23 protein-coding genes and 1 pseudogene are annotated in these 21,839 nt (G+C 58.5%); 14 read left to right on the top strand and 10 right to left on the bottom strand.

Annotated features, from left to right (window positions below):
* Positions 1-2: 2 nt before the first annotated feature.
* The gene (locus ACI3KW_RS00480; RefSeq protein ID WP_404846438.1) at positions 3-1,094 is read right to left on the bottom strand and encodes a DNA cytosine methyltransferase; all 1,092 of its coding nucleotides are present in this window, start codon (positions 1,092-1,094) and stop codon (positions 3-5) included.
* 253 nt (positions 1,095-1,347) lie between these two features.
* Here ACI3KW_RS00480 and ACI3KW_RS00475 point away from each other — a divergent pair, with 253 nt between their 5' ends.
* Together ACI3KW_RS00475 and ACI3KW_RS00470 are read left to right on the top strand one after the other, a co-directional pair.
* Positions 1,348-2,676 carry an ATP-binding protein gene (locus ACI3KW_RS00475; RefSeq protein WP_404846437.1) on the top strand — a complete coding sequence of 443 codons (1,329 nt, stop codon included), beginning with the start codon at positions 1,348-1,350 and terminating at the stop codon, positions 2,674-2,676.
* A complete protein-coding gene (locus ACI3KW_RS00470) occupies positions 2,673-3,650 on the top strand; it encodes an O-methyltransferase (protein WP_404846436.1) in 978 nt (325 codons plus the stop codon). The genes ACI3KW_RS00475 and ACI3KW_RS00470 overlap by 4 nt, the downstream gene beginning before the upstream one ends.
* Positions 3,651-3,802: 152 nt before the next feature.
* On the opposite strand, the gene ACI3KW_RS00465 is transcribed toward ACI3KW_RS00470, so the two are convergent.
* The 3 genes from ACI3KW_RS00465 to ACI3KW_RS00455 all read right to left on the bottom strand — a co-directional run bounded on the left by ACI3KW_RS00465 (position 3,803) and on the right by ACI3KW_RS00455 (position 6,771).
* Positions 3,803-4,738 (bottom strand): hypothetical protein, encoded by a 936-nt coding sequence (locus tag ACI3KW_RS00465; protein WP_404846435.1) that lies wholly within the window; start codon positions 4,736-4,738, stop codon positions 3,803-3,805.
* A 372-nt stretch (positions 4,739-5,110) separates the two neighbouring features.
* Complete coding sequence (locus ACI3KW_RS00460; protein WP_404846434.1) at positions 5,111-5,800, bottom strand: SMC-Scp complex subunit ScpB; 690 nt, start codon at positions 5,798-5,800, stop codon at positions 5,111-5,113.
* Between the two features lie 11 nt (positions 5,801-5,811).
* Positions 5,812-6,771 carry a DUF1403 family protein gene (locus ACI3KW_RS00455; RefSeq protein ID WP_404846433.1) on the bottom strand — a complete coding sequence of 320 codons (960 nt, stop codon included), beginning with the start codon at positions 6,769-6,771 and terminating at the stop codon, positions 5,812-5,814.
* A 76-nt stretch (positions 6,772-6,847) separates the two neighbouring features.
* Between ACI3KW_RS00455 and ACI3KW_RS00450 the strand changes: the two genes are divergently transcribed.
* The 4 genes from ACI3KW_RS00450 to ACI3KW_RS00435 are packed head-to-tail and all read left to right on the top strand — an operon-like array spanning position 6,848 to position 8,777.
* The gene (locus tag ACI3KW_RS00450) at positions 6,848-6,982 is read left to right on the top strand and encodes a hypothetical protein (protein WP_404846432.1); all 135 of its coding nucleotides are present in this window, start codon (positions 6,848-6,850) and stop codon (positions 6,980-6,982) included.
* 57 nt (positions 6,983-7,039) lie between these two features.
* Positions 7,040-7,294, top strand: coding sequence for a type II toxin-antitoxin system Phd/YefM family antitoxin (locus ACI3KW_RS00445; protein ID WP_404846431.1), 255 nt, complete (start codon positions 7,040-7,042; stop codon positions 7,292-7,294).
* On the top strand, positions 7,294-7,698 hold the full coding sequence (locus ACI3KW_RS00440) for a type II toxin-antitoxin system VapC family toxin (protein ID WP_404846430.1): 405 nt from the start codon (positions 7,294-7,296) through the stop codon (positions 7,696-7,698). Before ACI3KW_RS00445 ends, ACI3KW_RS00440 begins: the two co-directional genes overlap by 1 nt.
* 5 nt (positions 7,699-7,703) lie before the next feature.
* Positions 7,704-8,777 carry a tyrosine-type recombinase/integrase gene (locus ACI3KW_RS00435; RefSeq protein ID WP_404846429.1) on the top strand — a complete coding sequence of 358 codons (1,074 nt, stop codon included), beginning with the start codon at positions 7,704-7,706 and terminating at the stop codon, positions 8,775-8,777.
* Positions 8,778-8,788: 11 nt separating this feature from the next.
* Here ACI3KW_RS00435 and ACI3KW_RS00430 read toward each other — a convergent pair.
* From ACI3KW_RS00430 to repA, 6 genes and pseudogenes are all read right to left on the bottom strand, one after another.
* Positions 8,789-8,944, bottom strand: a pseudogene (locus ACI3KW_RS00430) (type II toxin-antitoxin system VapC family toxin); the annotation flags it as partial.
* Positions 8,945-9,111: 167 nt separating this feature from the next.
* Complete coding sequence (locus tag ACI3KW_RS00425) at positions 9,112-9,630, bottom strand: RES family NAD+ phosphorylase (protein ID WP_404846428.1); 519 nt, start codon at positions 9,628-9,630, stop codon at positions 9,112-9,114.
* Complete coding sequence (locus tag ACI3KW_RS00420; RefSeq protein ID WP_113119817.1) at positions 9,627-10,016, bottom strand: MbcA/ParS/Xre antitoxin family protein; 390 nt, start codon at positions 10,014-10,016, stop codon at positions 9,627-9,629. Before ACI3KW_RS00420 ends, ACI3KW_RS00425 begins: the two co-directional genes overlap by 4 nt.
* Before the next feature lie 82 nt (positions 10,017-10,098).
* Positions 10,099-11,442, bottom strand: a complete 1,344-nt coding sequence (repC, locus tag ACI3KW_RS00415; protein ID WP_404846427.1) for a plasmid replication protein RepC — start codon at positions 11,440-11,442, stop codon at positions 10,099-10,101.
* Positions 11,443-11,595: 153 nt separating this feature from the next.
* Positions 11,596-12,600, bottom strand: a complete 1,005-nt coding sequence (gene repB, locus ACI3KW_RS00410; RefSeq protein WP_113119798.1) for a plasmid partitioning protein RepB — start codon at positions 12,598-12,600, stop codon at positions 11,596-11,598.
* A gap of 69 nt (positions 12,601-12,669) precedes the next feature.
* Positions 12,670-13,857 (bottom strand): plasmid partitioning protein RepA, encoded by a 1,188-nt coding sequence (gene repA, locus ACI3KW_RS00405; RefSeq protein WP_113119797.1) that lies wholly within the window; start codon positions 13,855-13,857, stop codon positions 12,670-12,672.
* Positions 13,858-14,295: 438 nt separating this feature from the next.
* Between repA and trbB the strand changes: the two genes are divergently transcribed.
* Genes trbB through trbG form a run of 8 tightly spaced genes read left to right on the top strand, consistent with a single transcriptional unit; the run spans position 14,296 to position 21,839 of the window.
* Positions 14,296-15,273: a P-type conjugative transfer ATPase TrbB gene (trbB, locus tag ACI3KW_RS00400; RefSeq protein ID WP_113119796.1), complete on the top strand. Its 978-nt coding sequence runs from the start codon at positions 14,296-14,298 to the stop codon at positions 15,271-15,273.
* Positions 15,263-15,619, top strand: a complete 357-nt coding sequence (locus ACI3KW_RS00395) for a TrbC/VirB2 family protein (protein WP_113119795.1) — start codon at positions 15,263-15,265, stop codon at positions 15,617-15,619. Before trbB ends, ACI3KW_RS00395 begins: the two co-directional genes overlap by 11 nt.
* Complete coding sequence (locus ACI3KW_RS00390) at positions 15,612-15,911, top strand: conjugal transfer protein TrbD (protein WP_404846426.1); 300 nt, start codon at positions 15,612-15,614, stop codon at positions 15,909-15,911. The genes ACI3KW_RS00395 and ACI3KW_RS00390 overlap by 8 nt, the downstream gene beginning before the upstream one ends.
* A 10-nt stretch (positions 15,912-15,921) precedes the next feature.
* Positions 15,922-18,357, top strand: coding sequence for a conjugal transfer protein TrbE (locus ACI3KW_RS00385; protein WP_404846425.1), 2,436 nt, complete (start codon positions 15,922-15,924; stop codon positions 18,355-18,357).
* Complete coding sequence (gene trbJ / locus ACI3KW_RS00380; RefSeq protein WP_404846424.1) at positions 18,335-19,123, top strand: P-type conjugative transfer protein TrbJ; 789 nt, start codon at positions 18,335-18,337, stop codon at positions 19,121-19,123. The genes ACI3KW_RS00385 and trbJ overlap by 23 nt, the downstream gene beginning before the upstream one ends.
* Positions 19,120-20,316, top strand: coding sequence for a P-type conjugative transfer protein TrbL (trbL, locus tag ACI3KW_RS00375; RefSeq protein WP_404846423.1), 1,197 nt, complete (start codon positions 19,120-19,122; stop codon positions 20,314-20,316). Before trbJ ends, trbL begins: the two co-directional genes overlap by 4 nt.
* A 12-nt stretch (positions 20,317-20,328) precedes the next feature.
* A complete protein-coding gene (gene trbF / locus ACI3KW_RS00370; protein WP_404846422.1) occupies positions 20,329-20,991 on the top strand; it encodes a conjugal transfer protein TrbF in 663 nt (220 codons plus the stop codon).
* Positions 20,992-21,005: 14 nt separating this feature from the next.
* Positions 21,006-21,839, top strand: coding sequence for a P-type conjugative transfer protein TrbG (trbG, locus tag ACI3KW_RS00365; RefSeq protein WP_404846421.1), 834 nt, complete (start codon positions 21,006-21,008; stop codon positions 21,837-21,839).

The following is a 21,839-nucleotide window of genomic DNA, read 5'->3' as shown; positions in this document are numbered from 1 at the left end:
GTCTACTCCGCCGCGACTGAAGCGGACTGGCCACCGAATAGCTTGGACTTGAGGGTCGTGAAAATGGCTTCCGACATTACCGGCGACACGCTGTTTCCGATCATTCGAAAGCTATGCCAAACCGTCGGGTGGAATCTGAAACTGTCGGGGAAGCCTTGAAGTCTGGCGGCTTCCCGCACCGTAATTACCCGCGGATCATTCGGATGGATTGGTCGGACCGACTGAAATGAGCCTCGATCGCTTCCCGTCCCCGCGCGAAGCGTCGGACACTGGCCATCCCACCGTAGGCGCGGATGCCGACCGATCTTGTCTGTGCCGCCTGGCGGTACGGCAAGGAAGCGGGTAACGACCGCGTCGGTATGAAGGGTTGGACGGTGACCGGTGAAGGTGCCGTCTGCGGCGCGCAGGGAGGCCGCATATGGATTGCCATCCGGGGCGGCGGGCAACCTCCAATAGTCAAAGCCGTCCGCCTCTCCAGTCTCGATCGCGAGCGCTAGGTCAGCGATGGCGTCTGACACCGTGATTGCCGGCTTCCTCGCTGCCAAAAGATCGGCCTCGACAAAAGGATCGCAGCGCGCAGGATCATAACCGATGACGAAAAGGCGGCGTCGCTTGGTGGCGGCCCCGAAGTCTGCGGCATCAAGTATCATAGGGCCGACAATTTCATATCGTCCCGCGACCGTCTCAAGCGCTGCGTCAAGCTCCGGCTTGGCATCCGCGTAGCTCAATCCGACGACGTTTTCCATAACGAAGAAGGCCGGGGCGATTTCATCGACCAGTCGAAAGAAATGCCGCAACAGATCCCGCCGCGGATCGTCGATTTTCCGATATCCCATGGCGCTAAAGGCCTGGCAGGGGGGGCCGCCAAATACTCCGAGAACGTCGCCTCCAGCCTTTGCCTTGATCTCGGTTCCCGACGTTTTAGACAGATCGGTAAGCGTAAGCTCGGACCCCGGAAAGTTTGAGGAATGAGATGACGTCAGAATGGGGTCAATGTCGAACGCGAGCTCGGCACCGAAGCCTGCCGCACGCGCACCCAACCCAAAACCGCCACAACCGGAGAAGAGATCGACCATATGGCGGCGATGTTGCAACGCTAAATCCTAAACGGGTATTGGAATGTTAGCGCATTTATTAGAGGATCGACGAAGGTTAGTCGACCTTGAAGTCGGCGGCGGGGGCCCGCCGACATCGCTCATGCAAGTCTTTGCGCGGTTCTAATCTGCATCGCCACCATATGAAAGCCTAGGACCATAGCGGACCCGGTCTCTGTATTCGGTTTCGGGTCTAAGAACGCCGTGCGTTGCCGAAGGGGGATATATGTCAGCCGTAAACGACCCATTAGAAATGATCGACGCCGAGCCCACGAAGACTTTCTTCGTGGACATGCTGACCCGCGACATACCGCTCGAACAAGCTATCCTCGACCTGGTTGATAATAGCGTTGATGGGGCTAAGGCGATGGCCCTGCCCGCGGACAAACCGTTCGATCAGCGCAAGGTAGTACTCGAATTCGATGCAAATCGGTTTCGGATTTGGGATAATTGCGGTGGATTCAGCAGAGCCGCCGCGAGGGACTATGCCTTCAAATTCGGCAGACCTCCGGCGTCACAAGCGCCCAGAACGAGCCATTCTATTGGACAGTTTGGGGTGGGCATGAAGCGCGCACTCTTTAAATTCGGAGAAGAGTTCGTCGTCCGGTCCGCGACCAAGGACGATGTGTGGGCCGTCAAGGTTGACGTACCCACCTGGGAAACCGAAGCTGGCTGGCATTTTCCCTGGGAGCCATTCGACGGAAACGAACACGTAAGTCCGCAGGCACCAGGAACGGAGATAATTGTTACCAATCTCAGGGCGGAAGTGGGCAGGAGGTTTGCCACTTCCGTATTTCAAAACAGCATATTCGAACTTATCAAATCGAAGCATCGGCAGTTCATTGCCGGCGGCTTGTCCGTTTCGGTAAACGGGAAGCACGTGGACGCCATCGATCTGGGCCTATTGGTTCAGGACGGCTTTACACCGGGCTCGCGCGTAATCAAGTTCCAAGAAGAAGGACAGGCTGAAGTATCGGTTAGGATCATTGCTGCTGTCGGTGCGTCGGTGCCCCGTCAAGCCGGTTGGTACGTGGTCTGCAACGGACGAGTCGTTCTTGAGGCAGACAGATCAACAGTTACTGGCTGGGGGCTCATCGAGGATGCGGTAAACCGCCCTGTCGTACCCAGTTTTCACAATCAGTTCGCGCGCTTTCGGGGCCTCATCTTTTTCGATTCCGCGGACTCCGCGAGGGTCCCATGGAACACGACGAAGACAAACGTAGATCAGGACACACCGATTTGGCAGGCCACCTTCCCCATAATGATCGAGCTCATGAGGCCGGTCATCGACTTCTTGAACGAGCTAGACGCGGATATCGACGAGCACTCGCGCGAAGAAAGTCCTCTACTCAAGTTTGTGAACAAGTCTCAGACCGTCAAGCCGGAAACCATCACGAGTTCCGTTACGTTCCGCGCGCCACAAAGATCCTCCTTTGCGAAGGGGCCGAAGACCACCAAAATTCAGTATTCAAAAACGGTGGACGATATCGAATTCCTGCAACAGGAGCTTGGAGTTAGTTCGGCGAGAGCAGTCGGCGAGAAAACGTTTGATTTGGTCCTTAAAAGGCAGCGCGGACAATGACGGCAAGTTTTCGCCGCATCGACTATTCACTTCGCCCTGCGAAACACGCCGAGAGGAAGATGCTCTGCGATGTGTTTCGCCGTCTTTGGCCCTTCGGTGCGGTAGAAAACTACCTCTACGTAGGATTTGGCTCGGTTTGGTTTTCTGATTTTACGATTTTTCATCGCGCTCTTGGCATTAGGGACATGATCTCGATCGAACAAGCTGCAGGGGCGGCAAAACGCATTGAGGCCAACAAGCCTTTCAAGATCGACATCGATTTTCGGGCCTCCAACCACGTGCTCCCCGAGCTGGATTGGGAACGCAAAGCGTTCCTTTGGCTGGACTACGACGATCCGCTCTCGACTGACATGCTCCTCGACGTTCAGACGGTCGCGAATCGTGCCCAGTCCGGAACTGTGCTTGTGGTTTCTGTTCAGTGCCACAGGTCGCCCATGATAGCCGAGGCGGAGCGAGAAAGGGCCTCGGATGCAACGGCCATCGATGCTGTGGAGCGCTTCCGCCAACTGTTCGGGCGTGATCGCGTCCCGTCCTCACTTTTCGACGACGATCTTATCGGCTGGCCCTACGGCGCTCTGAGTAGGTCGATGCTCTTGGCCGAAATCGAGAAGACACTGGCGGCCCGCAATGGGATGCCAGACCAAGCGGACATGAGGTCCGAGGTGGTATGTGAATTCGAGTACGAGGACGGGGCCAAAATGACGACGCTTGTTGTCGTTTTCTATGAAGACGCCGATGCCAACAAAGTCAGCGATTGTGGATTTGCCCAGATGGACTTCCTCAAAGCCGGCTCCAAGCTCGTTCGAATTCCTGTGCCTAAACTGACCGTCAAAGAGTTTCGGCAGCTAGAGCAACAATTGCCCCTGGCCGCCGGTACCGCATTGGATTGTGGAGAGATCCCTCCCGGCGAAGCCTCCCAGTTTGCAGAAATGTATCGCTATCTACCAAACTTCGCCGTCATAGAGGGTAGTTGAAGGCAAGCGGTACCCCGTCACGTTACTGTGTCAGGACCATTACGTGATAAGCGTCGGTTATCACGTAATGCCGCTGCCCATTTCCCAAATGCGAGCTATTCGAAGCTAATGGTCGTTCACTTCGTTCGACGAACGAAGACGGCATGCAGTGATCAATCGCGCGGTGTACGCTCCACGATGTCCATCAGCTGCGAGAGCAGGTGTTCGGCCAGCTTCTCTGGCGTGAATTCCTTGGCATCCTTCGAAACATAGGCATTCTGGTCCATGCGCACGAGGGCGTACTTGAACTTCAACGCGGCCAGCTGCACTGCCTTGTTGAACGACGGATAGAAACCAGGAAGCCCGGGAAAGCCCTTGTAGAAGGCCGCATCCAGATCGATGTTTTCTATCGAGTTTACGTAGTTGGGAGACCAGCTGCAGATCAGGTTGACCGGGTAGCAAGTGACGATCCGAAAGTGCTGCGATGTCTTATATTCGAGGTTTACGCCCGAGGCTCGAACGGTTTCGGCCCCGGCGTCTAGCGCCTCTGAGAACTCCGTGTAGGCCGCGTTGGCCTGAGCCGTGCCCTCGTGCGATCGCTCAAATTGATGCCGCGCATTCTTCAGGTCGGTTGCCCGCTTTAGCCGCGCTGCCCGTTCGATGACGGATTCCGGCCGTGAGAATCCTCCAGCGTCAATGACGCGCTGTTCGATTACGGCGGCGGCTCCAGCTACGCCCCAACGCTCAAGGCCGACATATAGTCGTGTCGGTGGCAGCCATGCAGGGGTGGCGGGCGTCGGCTCCACTGGAATGAACACTGTAAAATCGAAACCCTGCTCGAAAGCGCGGCTCCGGATGGCGTTCAATTCTACACCGGTCCATCGGGTCTGCCCCCATTCCTTCCGAAAAAGGATGACAACAACCCTGGCCTGCTTGCCATAGACGTCGCTGAACGTCGTCTGGCCGTCTGTCCCAGCCAGCTCTTTCTGGCGCTCCGAATAGATGAACGTCTTCAGCCTGTCCGATACCAAATCGTTGAGCTGCGACGCCAGCGCTTCGTCTTGGGCGGTGAAGGAGAACGCAACATCGTATTCGAACTCGTCTTTCATGCCTCCAGCATAGTGGATGCCTCATCGAAATGCCCGGGCCCACAGCGATTGTTCACGGATTTTCTGGCTCCTCCGTACGGAACTGGGAGATCGCCGGCGTGATCGCCTGGAAGCGGCCGGCGAGGCCCGATGAGGAGAATTCGTGGACGCAGAGGTGCTTTACACGGCAGGTGATGTACCGGATATGGAGTGACTGGAGGCCTCAATGACGGATCAACATCTCGACGGCCTTAACGCCCTCCGAGGACATCCACCGGCTTCACCTGGTAACTCGCCGATTAGGTAAGGTCGACCAGTCGCCAGTCTACTTTTGGGAACTGCGAATTGCGTCATGAATGGTCGGAACGGGGCGCCAAGCCGTCAGCACCTTGTTCAGTCTTGGTCTGCAGAAGGCGCTTCGATGCCAGCGGTATCCGTCGGCGAATGCCGAAGCATCTCCTGACTCCCAACACGTTCGCCGCCACTCAGCAGACCCGAATCCTGCAGCGCCTCCAGATCAGGCAAGTCGCGCAGCGTATTAAGCCCGAAATGCTCCAAAAACCCCTTGGTCGTCACATAGGTGAACGGCGCCCCGGCCGTCGGGCTACGCGGCCCGGCCGTGATCATGTTCTTGTCCCGCAGCGCCCCGATCACATCACGTGACACCTCGCGCCCCAGGATTTCCGACACCCCTGCCCGCGTCATCGGCTGATGATATGCGATCGATACCAGCACCATGGCCTCGTTCTGGGTCAGATCAACCACCCGGTCCGGCATGGCAGCAGACGTGGCAATCGCATCGGCATAGGCAGTGCGGGTGCGGAACGCCCAGCCCCCTGCGATACTGACCACATCATAGGGTTTGCCGCGCAGCGCTTCGCGAATGTCATCGATCAGCAGGTCGATGCTGGCATCACGACCGACTATCCGCGCCAGGGCCTCGCGTTCCACCGGCTTTGGCGCCGCGAACAGCACGGCTTCGATCCGGTTCATCCATTCGCGCCAGCGCAGGTCGGCGGGCATATCGGCCAGCTCGGCATCGAAGATTGGTGGTTCCGCATCTGTCCGTTTGCGCCTGGCCATCTGTTTTGCCCTCACAAGCCGTAGAGCCGAAACGTCGGCCGGCCGCTGAGCTCGCGCACCGCGCCCAACTCACCCAGCCGATCAAACAGACGCCGAGCACCCCGCGCCGACAGCTTTGGATTCGACCAGGAGCCCGGTACCGCGTCATCGGACAGCAGCAGCTTGATGACGTCGCCAGACCCCTTCGCGCGCAACTTCGGTGCAATCGCCGTCAATTTAGCCGCGCGCGGCGCCAAAACATCGGCGCCGAGATCGCAGGCTTCTGCCGCCGCCGTTGCATAAGCCAAAAACACCGCCCTGCCCCAGCCCTCCGCTCCCGGCCGGATGCGCTTTCGGTTTTCGCCGGACTTGAAGATGGACGAAGACACCTGCCCCATCAGCAGCGGCACCGGAATGGGCCACCGGAGTTTTTGGGCCAGCAGCATGTCGGCGAGCCAGAAGCCCAAAAGTTCGGCATCGGGTCGGGCCCGATAGACGGCGGCGGCGATCTCGGCTGCTAGCACTGGCGCCGGGCGCGACGACACCATCATGTCCTCGGCATTGGCCAGCACGTCAGTGAGAGTGTCATCCCAGTGCAGACTAAAATGCTGCTCGGCGACGGGGCGCACCATTTCCTCGTCGCATCCGGTGGTGCGGCTGGCCAAGCGGCGCCAGGCCATTAGCAGGTGACCGGAGGGGCCAGGATCGTCGCCGACGCCGCGTAGATAATGGGTGTCGCGCAGGGCGGATTCGTCCTCGCGTCGACCGATCAAATTCACTGCCGCGGCGGCGCTCTGCAGGGCCAGCCGCTGCCGCCAGGCACCGGCCCACGGCAGGTCTTGGCGCACCAGATTATCCAGCGAATTCAGGGCTGCCCCGGCCACGTAAGCCGCATCGGCGTCGTGCAAAACCAGACCACGCGGCCGCGCCCATACCGGCACTTTTGGCACCGGCGGAGAGTCGGCAGAGAGCAAATCAGCGGCGGATTTCATATCGGCAGGCTAACACATGACGGCGCTTAGGACCACTATGTATGCAAATATCCGCCCTGCCTGCCGGAAGATAATAATGACCGATAATCTTGCATTATCATTCGTTTTGCTCATTATGGAGGGGATGGCCCAAAAACTCGACGAAACTGCCGAAAACGACCCCCTACACGGCACTGCTCGCCCCCAGAGCCCGGCGGCAGGTGTCGGTTGAAACGGATGCGTCGAAGGTCTATATAGCTAGCCAGTCTAGCTATCTTGGAGAACTGATATGGATTGGCACCTGCAGGACGCTAAGAACCAGTTTTCGAAGGTCGTGCAAAAGGCGCGTACGGAAGGGCCACAAATGGTGACGCTGCGCGGCGCGCGTGCGGTCGTTATCCTGTCGGCCGAGGATTACGACGCGCTGACCGGCAATCGGCCGAACATCGTTGAAGACCTTCTTTCCGGCCCCGCTTGGGACGACGCTTTCGCGGACACCGTTGATCGCCGTGAGAAGCGGCCGAGCCGAGAACCGGAGCTCTGATGTACCTCGTCGACACCAACGTGATTTCGGAGGCACGGCGTGGCACGGCCGAAGCGGTCGCATGGATGCGATCCACCGATCCCCAGGCGATCCATCTGAGTACCCTGACCCTGGGAGAGATCATGCGAGGAATCGCGCTCAAGCAGAAATCCGACCCCACGACCGCTGGCCACCTCGCCGAATGGCTACGCAAGCTCCGCCACCAGCATGCAGACCGCATCCTGCCCGTCACCGATCATATTTCGGTGGAGTGGGGCCGCATCGCCGCTATCCGACCGCGCGGGGACGTGGATGGTCTGATCGCCGCCACGGCCATCGTACACGATTTGGTGGTGGTGACACGGAACGTCGCCGACTTTGGTGACACGGGCGCTGATGTCGTCAACCCCTGGGATCTTGGTTAGAATACATGGCACCTGACCCCGACGACCTTGAACATCGGGACCCCGGTGTGCCCGCTAGTGTCCCCTCCCCTGCCCCGCGGGCGGCCACCCTGCCGGCGCATCTGGAACAACTCGCCGATCGCGCTCGTGAATATGTCGCGGCAGCCAGCTCGCCCAATACCCGCCGGGCCTATGATAGCGACTGGAAACACTTCTGTTCCTGGTGCCGGCGGCAGGGCCTCGAGCATCTCCCACCCGACCCGCAGATCGTCGGGCTGTACATCACCGCCTGCGCATCTGGCGCTGCGACCGCCAATCGCCAGCCCGCCGCCGTCTCCAGCATCGAGCGCCGGCTGTCCGCCCTTTCCTGGCACTATCTCCAGCTTGGTGAGCGGCTCGATCGCGGCGATCGCCACATTGCCAGGGTGCTTGACGGCATCCGCAACACCCACGGCCGGCCGCCCGTACAGAAGGAGGCCGTGCTGCCCGAGGATCTAATCGCCATGCTCGAGACCCTCGACCGCGGCACGCTACGCGGCCTACGCGATCGGGCCATGCTGCTAATGGGGTTCGCTGGCGGCCTGCGGCGCTCGGAAGTTGTCGGTCTCGACGTTGGCCCCAAGCAAACTGAGGATTCCTCGGGCTGGGTTGAGATCCTCGAACGCGGCATGGTTTTGACCCTCCGTGGCAAAAACGGCTGGCGAGAGGTCGAGATCGGCCGCGGCTCCTCCGACGGTACCTGCCCCGTGGTCGCATTGGAAACATGGCTCAAGCTGGGCCGCATCGCCCATGGACCGCTGTTTCGGCGGGTCACGGGGCAAGGCAAGACCGTTGGGTCCGAGCGGCTGCGCGATCAGGAGGTTGCCCGCCTCGTCAAACGCACCGCCATTGCTGCAGGGGTGCGTGGGGATCTTTCGGAGGATGAACGAGAACAAAAATTTGCCGGACATTCGCTGCGCGCCGGCCTCGCCTCGTCGGCTGAGGTCGATGAGCGCTATGTGCAGAAGCAGCTCGGGCATGCCTCGGCGGAAATGACCCGCCGCTACCAACGCCGCCGCGATCGGTTCCGGGTCAACCTCACCAAGGCTGCGGGCCTTTAGCCCCAGCGAAATCAGGCCAGATCGGTGTGCGCGAAGTCATTGCCCTTGTAGAGCAGTGGCATCTTGCGGTTTTTGGCACAGGCGTAGGACAGGCAATCGGCCAGGTTAAGCTGAGCAGGATGTCCCCTGCCCTTCCCGTAATCCGAAAAGGCTTGCACCGCTAGCCGACCGTCGTGCCCGGGGGTGCTACTTGGCGAGCTCGACGTCGGAAAGGCAAGCAGCCAATGTCGTGCCATCTAGTTGCTCCCGATAGGGCGCATTTACGGTCGTTAGCACTAGGTTTATGTGTTTATTGGTTCCCATAAAACCGTGTGCTCGTGTTTAGTCGAGCCAGCTAACTCCACGATAGCTGATCGCGCGGCAGCCGGCCGCTAGGATCAAAAACCTCGACCTGGTGTGGCAGCGTCGGTCCCCAATTCCACAGAACCAGATTGCGATCTTCTTCATCGGCGCCAGAAGCATAGCTGGGCACGAGAATGCCAGCGACGCCCTGTGTAACGAGTCGGTCATAAATCGACCAGGAGATAGGCCTCTTGCCACCAGCGAGAGCTGACGCCCAAGCACACCTCATCTCGTCCATCGACACCGATACATCTCCCCTGCCCTGCTCTGTCGTCAGATCGACAACATCCTCGCAATCGACATCGTAGGAACACAGCACTGTCGGATCGAGCCGGTGCGCGAATCCCTGACTGATCTCCTTGATCGCGGTCATGATGCTGAGCCCAAGATAGAGCGCAGGCACGCCCTGGGGATTAAAACGCGCCCCTCGTATCGCTGCTCCCTCGCCAGAAATCGGCTTGAATGCCCAACGAGGATCGTGAGCGCGAAAGCAAGTACCGACGAATCTCACGCAAATCCGCCAAGTGCCATATGATCAAGGTAGTCCCGGACAGCCGAGGCCTTACCGTCTTTAACCAGGGCTTCGGCAGTCCGACCTCCGAAGGCCGGTAGGGGCTGGGCGCGATACCAAGCCATTGCCTGATCCTTGCCGCCAGCCCAGTCGGTCACCCGGCTAATGATCTCCAGCATTTCCCGCAACCGGCCCTGAGCTTTTGGCGCCCCTATCCGCTCCGAGCGATAGAGGGTCTCTCTCGCTAATCCAGTCGTCTCCGCCAGCTGCGACTTAGACATACCGAAGCCGTCTGCTACTCGCTCTGCAGCGATCCGTCCCGCAGGATCCATATAGGACAAAACCAGCGGCAGCGCCTGAGCGGCCATTTTATGCATTTGGGCCATATCTCGATCACCCATGAAAGCGTAGATGCCACATCTACTGTCGGCAATATATGGCATCCGACCCGGGAATCAATCAACACCATCACGATTTTGGCCCGCGCCTATCGAGGTTTTGACGCAGCGCGTCACTGATCTCGAGGCGTTTCTCGGTACGAACCACTTTGCCAGCTGTCTCCAACTCGTCCGCGGCTTCCGCCACCCCACTATTGGCCACCTTCGCCGCATCAAGCTTGGCCCGAACCAAAGCCATGACCATCGGCCAGACCGAGAATTTGCCGTCCTTCGCCCGATCGGTCAAATTCCGCAAATAACCCCCGGCGCTTTTGATCTGATCCTGCCGCTGGTAGATCGCCGCAATGGTGATCGCTGCCTGCTGTTCGCCCATCGCGGTGCGTGCATCCTCCCAGGCGCTGGGGCTAATCCCCAAACTCGGCCGGGCTACCTCGGCGGCCGCAAGGAACTCCCGCCAGTTGCGAATGCCGCTGCCGCCCTTCACCAACCAAAGCAGGTTCGGGCAGGCATCCAGAACAATCCCCAATGGCAATTCACGCTTCGGCAGGCTCCGTACGTTATCTGGGTCCGAGGCGCTGCCGCTCGCTTCTTCTATTTTTCCTAAGCGATGTTCAGATTCATTTTTAGAGTCTGGTTTTGAATTCTGTATGTGGCGCTCAGTTTGAGACTCATTGGCGTTCAGATTCTTTGTTTTCACAAAGGATTCCAATACGTCACGCACTTCAGACCAAAGGTCCTCAAGGTCCGTAGCGATCGCCTCGAGGACTTGCCGTGGTGCCGTCCGCGGAATTTGGCCGACGATGGTCTGATAGGCTTGCTGCACCCTACCCCAGTTGGCTGGCACGCCCTCTTCAATACCAGCTTCGATCATCTTGACGATGTCACGGCGGCATATGGTTAGCCGTTCCTTAACAAGGCGGTGCGCCTTCTTCTCGGCGCGAACGGCTTCCGCCAGCTCCTTGAACTCGGCCGCGCGGGCAACGATTGGAGAAATGTCGAAGCCATAGGCCTGCTCGATCTCGCCATCATAGCCTTTACGGGCGAAGCGTTTGCCATTGGGGCTGTCCCGGCGGATGACCAGGCCGCAATCGACCAAGTTTGCCAGATGGCGCCGAAGTGTCGCCGGCGACATGCCATTGGCCCGGCCGATCAACTGCTCGTTGGACGGCCAGACAATGAGTTCGCTATCGCCATAGAGCGCGGTTTCGGGATGGAAGGACAGCAAGGCGTCAAGAATAGCCAAGGCGCGATCAGTCGCACCCAGGGCAATCCTGGCTTCCTTGATGTTCTGGAAGACATGCCATTTGTGGACCGTTGCGTCCTTCGGCATCGTCTTGGCTGCTACCTGGCTTGAAATCATGCCAAGCGATAGCGCTCGCCGCCCAAAGGGCGTCGTTGAAATATGCGGTTCCATTCTCTTTCACCTGCGTTTAGGCAAAAGACGTCCGCTCGCCGAAACAGCGTCGAAGATGCTTGACTGTGATTCTGGGAAGTGCGATTCTCTCGTTACCACACGTAGAGAAGGGCTTCCGGAACCAAGGTTTCGGGGGCTTTTTTCTTTTGCGGGCTACACTCCGTCTTTCTTGGCGTCACTTTCCTTGCGGAAATCCTGATAAAGTTGGCCGAGTTTCTCCGTGAGATAGCGTCCAAATTCGCGTGCCTCGGGCCCCTTGCCCTTGATCGCCAACGAATAGCGCTTGTCTTCAGATGAAATCTCGGCGGCTAACCTCTTGTCCTCGGTCTGCCACGTAGTCTTTTCCGGTTTCGCCTTCACGCGGCGGGACTGGGCGGCCTTTAAACGTTCAATCATACGATCGAACCGTTCGTCGCTGCTGAGCTCGGAAAAGCTAGCCTCACTGATGACCTCAGAGGCTATCTCGTGGTTGCTAGGGCGATCCAAATGCTGCTTGAGCTCATACCAACGATCACGGCCTATCCCCTTGGCGGGACCGATCGCTTCCAGAATGGCCGGCGGCAAACTCGCCACTGACAGCATTTTGGACAGGGTTGGACGATTGATCGAGAGAGCCGTCAAGATGACGGAGTTATCATCATCGTACCGCAGCGCAGCCAGGGATCCGGCGTAAAGCGCCTTCTCGATAAACGACAGGTTCGCGCGGGCAGAATTCTCCTGACCCTGTGCAATGACGTGGTCAATGTCGGCCAGGTTCTTAACGACTGCTCTGACCTTACGGCCAAGATCCCGGGCCACCCGAACACGCCGATGCCCGAATACGATCATGAAGCGACCGGCAGCGCTGGGATGCGGCCGCACGAGTATGGGGCTGTCCTGACCCCGCTCCTTAATCGCCTCAACCAGTTGACTGTATTCGTCGCCGTCGTCGTCCAGGCGGTCCTTAACAAAAGAAATGTCAACGAGTTCAGGATCGATCTCGACGATGGCCTCACCGGCCACCAGCCGATCGGCCTGCGCTGCCATCTCGGTGATAGAACTGAGCATCGACTTCGATGCACCCTTCATCGTGTAGTCGCGCACCGCTTGGTTCGTTTCAGAACCCTCACTGCCGACGGGCCCACCCATCAAGGTCGCAAAAGGATTTTTCCGAGCCATAGGAGACCTATCCTTGCTCTATCTTGTTGAAAAAAAACAAGATTTCAGCCGTTTTTACGGCCGTAAATCTCATAACCGCCCCCAGACGCGGTGAATTAGGCCCTGAATGCTGAAATTAACCGCATCCATGCTCTCGATCGCACGATCATAGGTATCTCGGTTGAAATTTCCGCGCTCGACCTCATAGAGCGTCTGCTTTGTTAAGCCAGCATCGGAAATGGCAGTGGATTTCAACATCTGACTGGGAAGTATCTCTTCGGCCAACATCGATTGCATGAAGCCTAGCATCTGAGCTTGGGGAATATCCGTGGGCTCATAGCGGGTGATCAGGTAGCGCAGCCAGTCGATCCTCAAATTGGCGCCTGCTTCTTTCACTGTCTTGGATAGATTCCCCAGCATGAGAAGAAACTGGCTCATCGACATCAGATCCAACATCTGGGGATGAACGGTGATGAGAACTGACGTCGCTGCCGTTAGCGCCGACAATGTCAGATAGCCGAGCTGAGGTGGGCAATCGATAACCACGACATCGTAGCGGTCATCGACCTCGGCTAGCCCCAAACCCAAACGCGTAAAGAACCGCCTGCCTTCCATGGAGGACTGCATGGCCAACGGCGTCTCGTACTCGAATTCTTGCAGTTCCAGATTAGCTGGAATGATGTCGAGCGAGGGGAAATTGGTGGGGGAAATAACGTCGGTCGTCTTCTTGCGATCCGCATCATATCGCAACGCATCGTAAAAAGATGGATTTCCGTCTAGTTCCGGCTGGAAGCCAAAAAGCGCAGACAGGGATGCCTGAGGATCAAGATCGACAGCCAGAACGCGATGGCCGGTCAACGCCAGGTGCTGGGCAAGGTGCGCGGCCGTAGTTGTTTTGCCTGAACCACCCTTGAAGTTCACCACGGCCACGACCTGCAATTTCTCTCCATCTTTACGATGGGGAAGATATTGCTTGGTGTCCGCGCGGCCATTTTTGTCCAGATATTCTCGCAACTCCAGCATCTGTTCTGCGGTATAGAACCGGCGGCCACCCGTCGCCTGAGTAGGGACGGGACCCTTGCCTTCGAGATGCAGACGCTTAAGATTGTTCGGGCTCACCCCGAGATAATGGGCCACCTCCGCCATTCCAAAACGACGCAGAGTCTTCCTGGCATTGGGAGGAAATTTTTCTTGGCGAAGTTGATTAAGCCGTCGAGAAATCTCGGCGCCCTGCCGGAGTATCTTGTCGTCAAACTCGAATTGCGGAAGCGGGTACATATGTTCGGTGTCCGACAGGATAATAGCGCTAATATCGTAGATTTTGATGATTTAGCGCCAGTATGTCCGATTCCGAGCGGCTGGCAAGAAAATTAGCGTTAACCGCGGACTAACGGGGGGCATACGGCGGAGACCTAGAAAGCTATATTTCTTGTTTATTTCAGTGAGTTAGCTAGTGTTTTGATTTCACGCTGCTCAACGGACCCTACCAAATTTGGTAGGGGTAAAACGCTTGAACTTGGCCGCAATCTTAACCGTCTCGGGTCGACCTACCCGACTCAACCTACCAGATTTGGTGGTCTGACTCGAATAACCGGCTGTGCTTAGTTGCCCGCACAACCGACAGCCGGGCCAGCAGCATGACCGCCTTCAAAACAATACATCTGTGCCTTCCCAAGCGAGGAGCACTCCGCCTCGCGCCGGCTGCAGCATAGCGCCATGGTCGACACTGTTTCCCGGTCTCGCCAGCGCTTGATGCGCAAACTAGAAGACGCGCTTGGCTCGGACATCCAGTCTGCGCTTGATGATCCTAACGTCGTTGAGATCATGCTCAACCCAGACGGGCAGATTTTCATTGAGCGGGTAGGGCAGGGGGTATCCCACGGCGGCGAACTCCGTGTGGAGGCGGCCGAGACCATTGTAGGCATCGTGGCCCATGCACTCGCCTCCGAGGCCAATCACGATCATCCCATCGTTTCGGGCGAGCTGCCGATTGCGGGTTACCGTTTCGAGGGCCTGTTACCTCCGCTGGTGCTCGCACCCACATTCACGATCCGCAAGCCTGCGTCGATGGTGATGTCGCTCTCCGACTACGTGCGCGCCAACGCTATGTCGGGCGAAGACGCCGATGTCATTCGCAATGCCGTGCAATCACACCTCAACATCGTCATTGCGGGCGGCACGGGCAGCGGAAAGACGACCTTGGCTAACGCCATCATTGCCGAGATTGTCGCCACGGAGCCCGATCAACGCTTGGTCATTCTTGAAGATACGGCGGAGATTCAGTGCGCGGCACAAAATGCGGTCACGCTTCATACCTCGGAAACTACAGATATGGCCCGCCTCCTCAAGTCTACCATGCGCTTGCGGCCGGATCGCATCATCGTGGGTGAAGTTCGCGACGGCGCCGCTCTGACTTTGATCAAAGCCTGGAATACCGGACATCCGGGTGGCGTCGCCACCATCCACGCCAATAGTGCCGCTTCCGCCCTGACGCGCCTTGAGCAACTCGTTGCCGAGGTCAGCGCAATGCCAATGCGCGAGGTAATCGGGGAAGCTGTCGATCTGATCGTGGCCATCGCCCGAACGCCAACCGGCCGTCGTGTCACCGAAATCTTGCATGTCGAGAACTATCGCAACGGCGGTTACCAGCTCGAGATTTGTTCGTCAGACAAGGAGAAGGTGAATGCGGCGTAGAGCCCTTGAAGTCGGCGCAAGTGCAGCAATGGTTGCCAATGTCATGGTTGGACCGGCCTTGGCCAGCGGGGGAGGGGGCCTACCCTGGGAAGGCCCGCTTCAACAAATTCAACAATCCATCACCGGCCCGGTAGCTGGAGCAATTGCGCTGGCGGCGGTTGCGGTCGCCGGTGGCATGCTGATCTTCGGCGGCGAGCTCAACGATTTCGCGCGGCGACTAATGTATATCGTGCTCGTTGCCGGAATCCTGCTGGGCGCCACCCAGATCGTGGCACTATTCGGTTCGAGCGGCGCTTCAATTGGCCCGGTGGCTCAGTTGACCTCGCTTGGAGCACCCGGTGTCTGAGCCGGCCAGCCGGTTGCAGCGCGTCAGGATTCACCGGGCGCTCTCGCGACCCAATTTGTTGCTGGGGGCCGACCGCGAGTTGGTTCTGCTTACGGGGCTCGCCGCCATTATTTTGATCTTTGTGGTGCTCACGCCAGCGTCCGCTGCCGTCGGGGCCGCCATTTGGATGGTGGTCGTAGGCCTGCTGCGCATGATCGGAAGGGCTGACCCGCTAATGCGTCGGGTCTATTTGCGGCACATCCGCTATCGCCCGTTCTATCGGCCCACCGCCTCGCCCTGGCGCAAATATTAAAGGATCGAGCATGGTTGCGCTTAAGCAGTTTCGTCGAACGGGACCGGGTTTTTCGGACCTGCTGCCCTATGCCGGGCTGGTGGACAATGGTGTGCTTCTGCTCAAGGACGGCTCGCTGATGGCCGGCTGGTACTTTGCCGGTCCGGACAGCGAAAGTGCAACCGACATCGAGCGCAATGAGGTATCGCGACAGATCAGCGCCATACTCGCCCGATTGGGCAGCGGTTGGATGATCCAGGTCGAAGCTGTGCGGCTGCCCATCACCAGCTATCCGGCCGCCGAGCAGTCGCACTTCCCAGACCAGGTCAGCGCCTTAATCGATGATGAACGCCGCAAGCATTTTGAGGCGGCCAATGGGCATTTTGAGAGCCAGCACGCGATCATCCTCAGCTATCGACCGCCACAACCCCGGCAATCGGGCCTGACGCGCTATGTCTATTCGGACAGAGACTCGCGGGCGGAGCGGTTCGGCGACACGACGCTTGCCGCCTTCAAGACGGCGATCCGCGAATTTGAGCAGTATATGGCCAATGTAGTCTCAATCCGACGCATGCTCACCCACAGAACGCTCGAACGCGGTGGCACCCGGAATGCCCATTATGACGAATTGCTGCAGTTCGTTCGTTTCTGCGTTGTCGGAGAAAATCATCCAGTCCGGCTACCGGATGTCCCGATGTATCTCGATTTCCTGGTCACGGCCGAGTTTCATCACGGCCTCTCCCCAGTGGTCGACAACCGGTATCTTGCTGTGGTCGCCATTGACGGCTTCCCTGGCGAGAGTTGGCCAGGGATCCTTAACGCGCTTGATTTGATGCCGCTAAGCTATCGCTGGTCGAGCCGGTTCATATTCCTCGATCCGATCGAGGCACGGCAGAAACTCGAGCGCACGCGCAAAAAGTGGCTGCAGAAAGTGCGGCCCTTCATGGACCAGTTATTCCAGACCAGATCCGGTGCCGTTGACCAGGACGCCGTTCTAATGGTTAGCGAAGCCGAAGATGCCATTGCCGAGGCAAATTCGCAGCTGGTCGCCTATGGCTACTACACCCCGGTCATTGTCCTATTCGGCGATGATGACAAAAAACTACGCGAGCAGGCCGAGGGCGTTCGGCCGCTTATTCAGGCGGAGGGCTTTGGCGCCCGCATTGAAACGCTGAATGCAACCGAAGCGTATCTGGGGAGCTTGCCAGGCAATTGGTACGCTAACGTTCGCGAACCCCTGCTCAATACCCGCAATCTGGCCGATCTCATCCCACTCAACGCCGTTTGGTCGGGAAGCCGCGTCTGCCCTTGCCCATTTTATCCCGAACATGCGCCTCCCTTGATGCAGGTGGCCAGTGGGTCGACGCCGTTTCGACTTAACCTGCATTCTGGTGATGTCGGCCACACGTTGATCTTTGGACCCACCGGCTCGGGCAAATCGACATTGTTGGCATTGATCGCCGCACAATTTCGCCGCTACCAGAACGCTCAGCTGTTTGCCTTCGACAAGGGCAAGTCGATGCTGCCGCTCACGCTGGGCGTTGATGGCAATCACTACGATGTCGGGGCAGGGGAGTCCTTGGCGTTTTGCCCTTTGGGCGAGCTGAGGTCCGACAGCGATCGCGCCTGGGCTGCCGACTGGCTCGAAACTCTAATCATCCTTCAAGGCGTCCGGGCGACGCCAGAACATCGGAATGCCATTTCCCGGCAGTTGGGATTGATGGCCAGTTCAGAACGGCGTTCGCTCTCCGATTTCGTCTCGGGTGTACAATTGCGCGAAATCAAGGACGCGCTGCACCACTATACCGTTGATGGCCCGATGGGGCATTTGCTCGACGCGGAACGCGATGAACTGACGCTGTCCAGTTTTCAGACCTTCGAGATCGAAGAACTGATGAATTTGGGTGAGCGTAATCTGGTGCCGGTGCTGCTTTACTTGTTCCGGCGTATCGAGAAGCGGTTAACCGGCGCACCAAGCCTGATCATTCTTGATGAAGCCTGGCTGATGCTCGGTCATCCGGTCTTTCGCGACAAGATCCGCGAGTGGCTTAAGGTGCTGCGCAAGGCCAATTGCGCGGTCGTGCTGGCGACTCAATCGATTTCGGACGCCGAGAATTCGGGTATTGTCGACGTCCTCAAGGAATCCTGCCCTACAAAAATCTGTCTGCCAAATGGCGCGGCGCGGGAGCCCGGAACGCGCGAGTTCTACGAACGCATCGGGTTCAATGACCGGCAGATCGAGATCGTTGCCACGGCCATACCTAAGCGGGAATACTATGTCGTCTCGCCCGAAGGCCGGCGGCTCTTCGATATGGCGCTGGGTCCGGCAACACTGAGCTTTGTCGGGGTCAGTGGCAGGGACGAGCTGGCACGCATAATCGAGCTTCACCAGCAATTCGGCACGCTCTGGCCCGCCCATTGGCTCGCCGAAAGAGGAGTGCCGCATGCGCCAATACCGTTTGCTTGAGACGACGGCCGCGTTCTTGATCGCAGCGTCTCCCATTCCGGCATCGGCCGCTGGACAACTTGTTGGCGCGACGGAGTTCACCCAGATCCTCAACAATGCCGAGTTGGTGGGGCTGGTGGGGCAGTCCGGAGTCCAAATCGACAATCAGATCACCCAGATCGCCCACCAGATCGAGCAGATCCAGAACCAGCTCCGGATTTACGAGAACATGATGCAGAATACTCTGACACTGCCAGATCACGTGTGGGGGCGGGTCGAGAATGATCTCAATCGGCTACGGAGCATTGTTGGCGAGGGGCAGAGCATCGCCTTTTCCATGGGCAATATCGATGACGTGCTCAAACAACGCTTTCAGAGCTATTCTGACTTCCTCGCCCAACCACTCCGCGCGGAGAACTTTTCGGCTGCCTACCAGGTCTGGTCGGATACCAATCGCGACACCATCACCGGAACGCTCAAGGCAGCGAACCTGACGGCAGAGCAGTTCACATCCGAGGAAGCGAGCATGACCCAGTTGCGGAGCATGTCGCAAACCTCGGTGGGGCAGATGCAGGCTCTGCAGGTGGGGCATCAAATTGCGGCCCAACAGGTGGCGCAAATCCAGAAACTGCGGGGCCTCGTGTCCCAGCAAATGACTATGATGGGGACCTGGTACCAGTCTGAGCAGGCGGCCAAGGATTTGGCGCAGTCGCGCCGCGAAGAGTTCTTTGGCAACTCCACCAATTATCCCACATCCGGCGGCCAACAAATGGAGCCGCGGTTTTGAACCCGCTCATCCGGGCCTTGCCGTTAGCCATCTTAGCGGCGACCGTGGTGGTGGAGCCGGTTGCAGCTCAAGCCGGCAACGTACTCACCAACTTGGATAACGCCGCCCACGCGGCCGCGAACGGGTGGCAGACCACCATCATGGAGGCGGCCAGAAGTCTATTCTGGATACTAGCAGGCATCGAAGTCGGTGTCGCAGCAGTGTGGCTGGCTATTCAGGGGGCGTCGCTCGACAATTGGTTTGGCGAACTGGTCCGGCGCATTCTGTTCATCGGCTTTTTTGTCTTTGTGCTGGAGCAAGGTCCGGCCTTTGCTCAGGCGGTCGTCGATAGCCTCTTTCAAATCGGAGCAGGAGGCGGTTCCGCGTCTCCGGCAGACGTATTCAATGCCGGCATGCACGTAGCAGGGCAGATGTCCCAGGATGTCCGGTTCGGCCTTTTCGAAGACAACGCGCTCGCGATCGCAGCGGTCTTTGCCATGATCGTGGTCGTGATCTGTTTCGCTCTGGTCGCAGCGATCTTCGTTGCAGTGATGATCGAGATGTATGTCGGCTTGCTGGCCGGTATGATCATGCTTGGGTTCGGTGGATCTAGTTTCACCAAGGATTTTGCCGTCCGCTACCTGATCTACGCCTTTAGCGTTGGCATGAAGCTAATGGCCCTCGTCATGATCGCCCGCATCGGCTCGGAAGTTCTGATCGACATGGCCGGTGCCAGCTCGAGTGACGACAAATTTATGACTTCGCTTGCCATCGCGGGGATTGCCGTCGTTGTCTTCATGATCTCGATCTATGTGCCGGCAATCATTCAGGGCGTGATCCAGGGTGTCTCGGTGACCAATGGCGGCGAGACGCTACGGCCTGCCTTCACAAGCGCCCAATTTGGTGCCGGTGTTGCAGCGATGGCCGCGACCACGTTCGGGGCAGGGGGACGAGCTGCTGCTGGCGCATTCGAGCGCGGTGGGTTTACGGGAGCAGCGGCGGCCGGTTCTACTGCGATGGCGTCAACTGCCATGCGCGGCCTCGCGGCAACGGCCTCTGCGGTCAAGGATCAGGCGATCGGCGGGCCGGGTAGTTTCGGTACCAGCACTATGGGCCTGGCCAACGCCAAACTGGCCGCCAGCCAAGGACAAGGAGCTCGCTCGGCCAGTGCCCCTAAGCCCTCTGCGTCTTTCGGCAAACCCGAAAAGCCGTAGGGAGCTTTGTCCATGTCACCTTCGAATCCCCCCGACAATCCTTATCTGGCCGCACGTCTTGAATGGAACGAGCGTTATGGCGGGTTCGTCCGCGCCGCCAATGGCTGGCGGGCTGTTGCCGTTATCTCTTTGGCACTTGCCATGATTGGATTTGGATATGCCCTGTATCAAAGCACTCAGGTTAAACTGGTGCCCTATATCGTCGAGGTCGATAAACTGGGCGCGCCGGCCTTGGCGGGCTTTCCCGAACAGATCGAATATGCGGACCCTCGTGTTGTCCGGGCCGTGCTGGGCGGGTTCGTCGCGGACCTAAAATCCATCACTCCGGACGCCATAGTACAAAAACGATATATCGACCGCACTTATGCGCTGCTGCGAACCACTGATCCAGCGACCGAGAAGATCAATGCCTGGTTCCGCAGCGCCAATCCCTTCGAACGGGCCCGCACGGCGACGGTATCGATCGAAGTCAACAATGTAGTCGCCCTATCAGCCCAGTCCTATCAGATCGACTGGACTGAATATGAACGAGACCGCCAGGGCAAGCAGCTGGCCACACGACGGTTCCGCGGCATCGCCACGGTCGCTCTGACCCCGCCGCAGGATGAGGCCATCATCCAGCTCAACCCCATTGGCCTCTATATCCGAGACTTCGATTGGACGGCCCAATTGTGAGGTTCATAATCGCCATGCAGAAAAAGTCCGCTTGCATGCAGGTCCTTGTTTGGTTCGCCGCGATTGCCGGGACGATCTTCCCAGCAGTTGGGACGATGGCTGAGGACCTCTCCGGCAAGGAGCACCGCGCCACCAGCCTCTCCGGCCAGTGGCAACAGGCAGAAGGCATTGTTTCCCGAGGACCCGATGGAAAAGTCATCTTCCTTTATGGCGAGGTTCAGCCGACCGTGATCTGTTCGCCTTTGCAGGTTTGCGACATCGAGTTGCAGGCCGGCGAAGTCGTGCGCGATGTGCTGGTGGGTGACACCGTAAGGTGGAAGGTCGAACCGGCCACCTCTGGCTCGGCAGCAGGTCAGTCCGTCCATCTCATCGTCAAGCCATCTGAAAGCGGCCTCGACACGTCCATGGTGGTGACCACCTCGCGGCGCACCTACCACATCAAACTCAAATCCCATCCCTCCAGCTATATGGCGAGGGTTGGCTTCGAGTATCAGGAAGACGTGGCGCTGCGGCTGGATGAAATCAATGCGCGTATGCAGGCCAACACCATTGCCGGGGCAGGGGTTCCGGCGGAGAACCTGGATTTCGGTTTCCGCCTTGAGGGATCGGCGCGCTGGAAACCGACCCGCATCTACACCGATGGCGCCAAGACCTATATCCAATTTCCGAATGCCCTTTCGGGCGGGGATGCGCCCGTGCTGTTCGTTATCTCGGGCGGGCAGAACCGCATCGTCAATTATCGGCTGAACGACACAATGATGGTGGTCGACTACCTCATCGACCATGCCGTGCTCGTGTCCGGCGTCGGCAGGCAGCAGCAAAAGATAACAATTAGGCGGAGGGGCTGA

The sequence above is a fragment of the Devosia sp. ZW T5_3 genome (genome assembly GCF_044987315.1).
In the GTDB taxonomy this organism is placed as follows: Bacteria; Pseudomonadota; Alphaproteobacteria; order Rhizobiales; family Devosiaceae; genus Devosia.
This window is presented reverse-complemented; position numbering and strand designations above follow the sequence as displayed.

Coding starts and splice junctions, on each gene's coding strand:
- trbB (WP_113119796.1), top strand. CDS start 14,296: ATGGTCGACACTGTTTCCCGGTCTCGCCAGCGCTTGATGCGCAAACTA.
- repA (WP_113119797.1), bottom strand. CDS start 13,857: ATGTACCCGCTTCCGCAATTCGAGTTTGACGACAAGATACTCCGGCAG.
- ACI3KW_RS00435 (WP_404846429.1), top strand. CDS start 7,704: ATGGCACCTGACCCCGACGACCTTGAACATCGGGACCCCGGTGTGCCC.
- ACI3KW_RS00445 (WP_404846431.1), top strand. CDS start 7,040: ATGGATTGGCACCTGCAGGACGCTAAGAACCAGTTTTCGAAGGTCGTG.
- ACI3KW_RS00460 (WP_404846434.1), bottom strand. CDS start 5,800: ATGGCCAGGCGCAAACGGACAGATGCGGAACCACCAATCTTCGATGCC.
- ACI3KW_RS00440 (WP_404846430.1), top strand. CDS start 7,294: ATGTACCTCGTCGACACCAACGTGATTTCGGAGGCACGGCGTGGCACG.
- ACI3KW_RS00475 (WP_404846437.1), top strand. CDS start 1,348: ATGATCGACGCCGAGCCCACGAAGACTTTCTTCGTGGACATGCTGACC.
- repB (WP_113119798.1), bottom strand. CDS start 12,600: ATGGCTCGGAAAAATCCTTTTGCGACCTTGATGGGTGGGCCCGTCGGC.
- ACI3KW_RS00455 (WP_404846433.1), bottom strand. CDS start 6,771: ATGAAATCCGCCGCTGATTTGCTCTCTGCCGACTCTCCGCCGGTGCCA.
- trbF (WP_404846422.1), top strand. CDS start 20,329: ATGTCACCTTCGAATCCCCCCGACAATCCTTATCTGGCCGCACGTCTT.
- ACI3KW_RS00465 (WP_404846435.1), bottom strand. CDS start 4,738: ATGAAAGACGAGTTCGAATACGATGTTGCGTTCTCCTTCACCGCCCAA.
- ACI3KW_RS00470 (WP_404846436.1), top strand. CDS start 2,673: ATGACGGCAAGTTTTCGCCGCATCGACTATTCACTTCGCCCTGCGAAA.
- trbG (WP_404846421.1), top strand. CDS start 21,006: ATGCAGAAAAAGTCCGCTTGCATGCAGGTCCTTGTTTGGTTCGCCGCG.
- trbJ (WP_404846424.1), top strand. CDS start 18,335: ATGCGCCAATACCGTTTGCTTGAGACGACGGCCGCGTTCTTGATCGCA.
- ACI3KW_RS00450 (WP_404846432.1), top strand. CDS start 6,848: ATGACCGATAATCTTGCATTATCATTCGTTTTGCTCATTATGGAGGGG.
- ACI3KW_RS00385 (WP_404846425.1), top strand. CDS start 15,922: ATGGTTGCGCTTAAGCAGTTTCGTCGAACGGGACCGGGTTTTTCGGAC.
- ACI3KW_RS00395 (WP_113119795.1), top strand. CDS start 15,263: ATGCGGCGTAGAGCCCTTGAAGTCGGCGCAAGTGCAGCAATGGTTGCC.
- repC (WP_404846427.1), bottom strand. CDS start 11,442: ATGGAACCGCATATTTCAACGACGCCCTTTGGGCGGCGAGCGCTATCG.
- ACI3KW_RS00420 (WP_113119817.1), bottom strand. CDS start 10,016: ATGGCCCAAATGCATAAAATGGCCGCTCAGGCGCTGCCGCTGGTTTTG.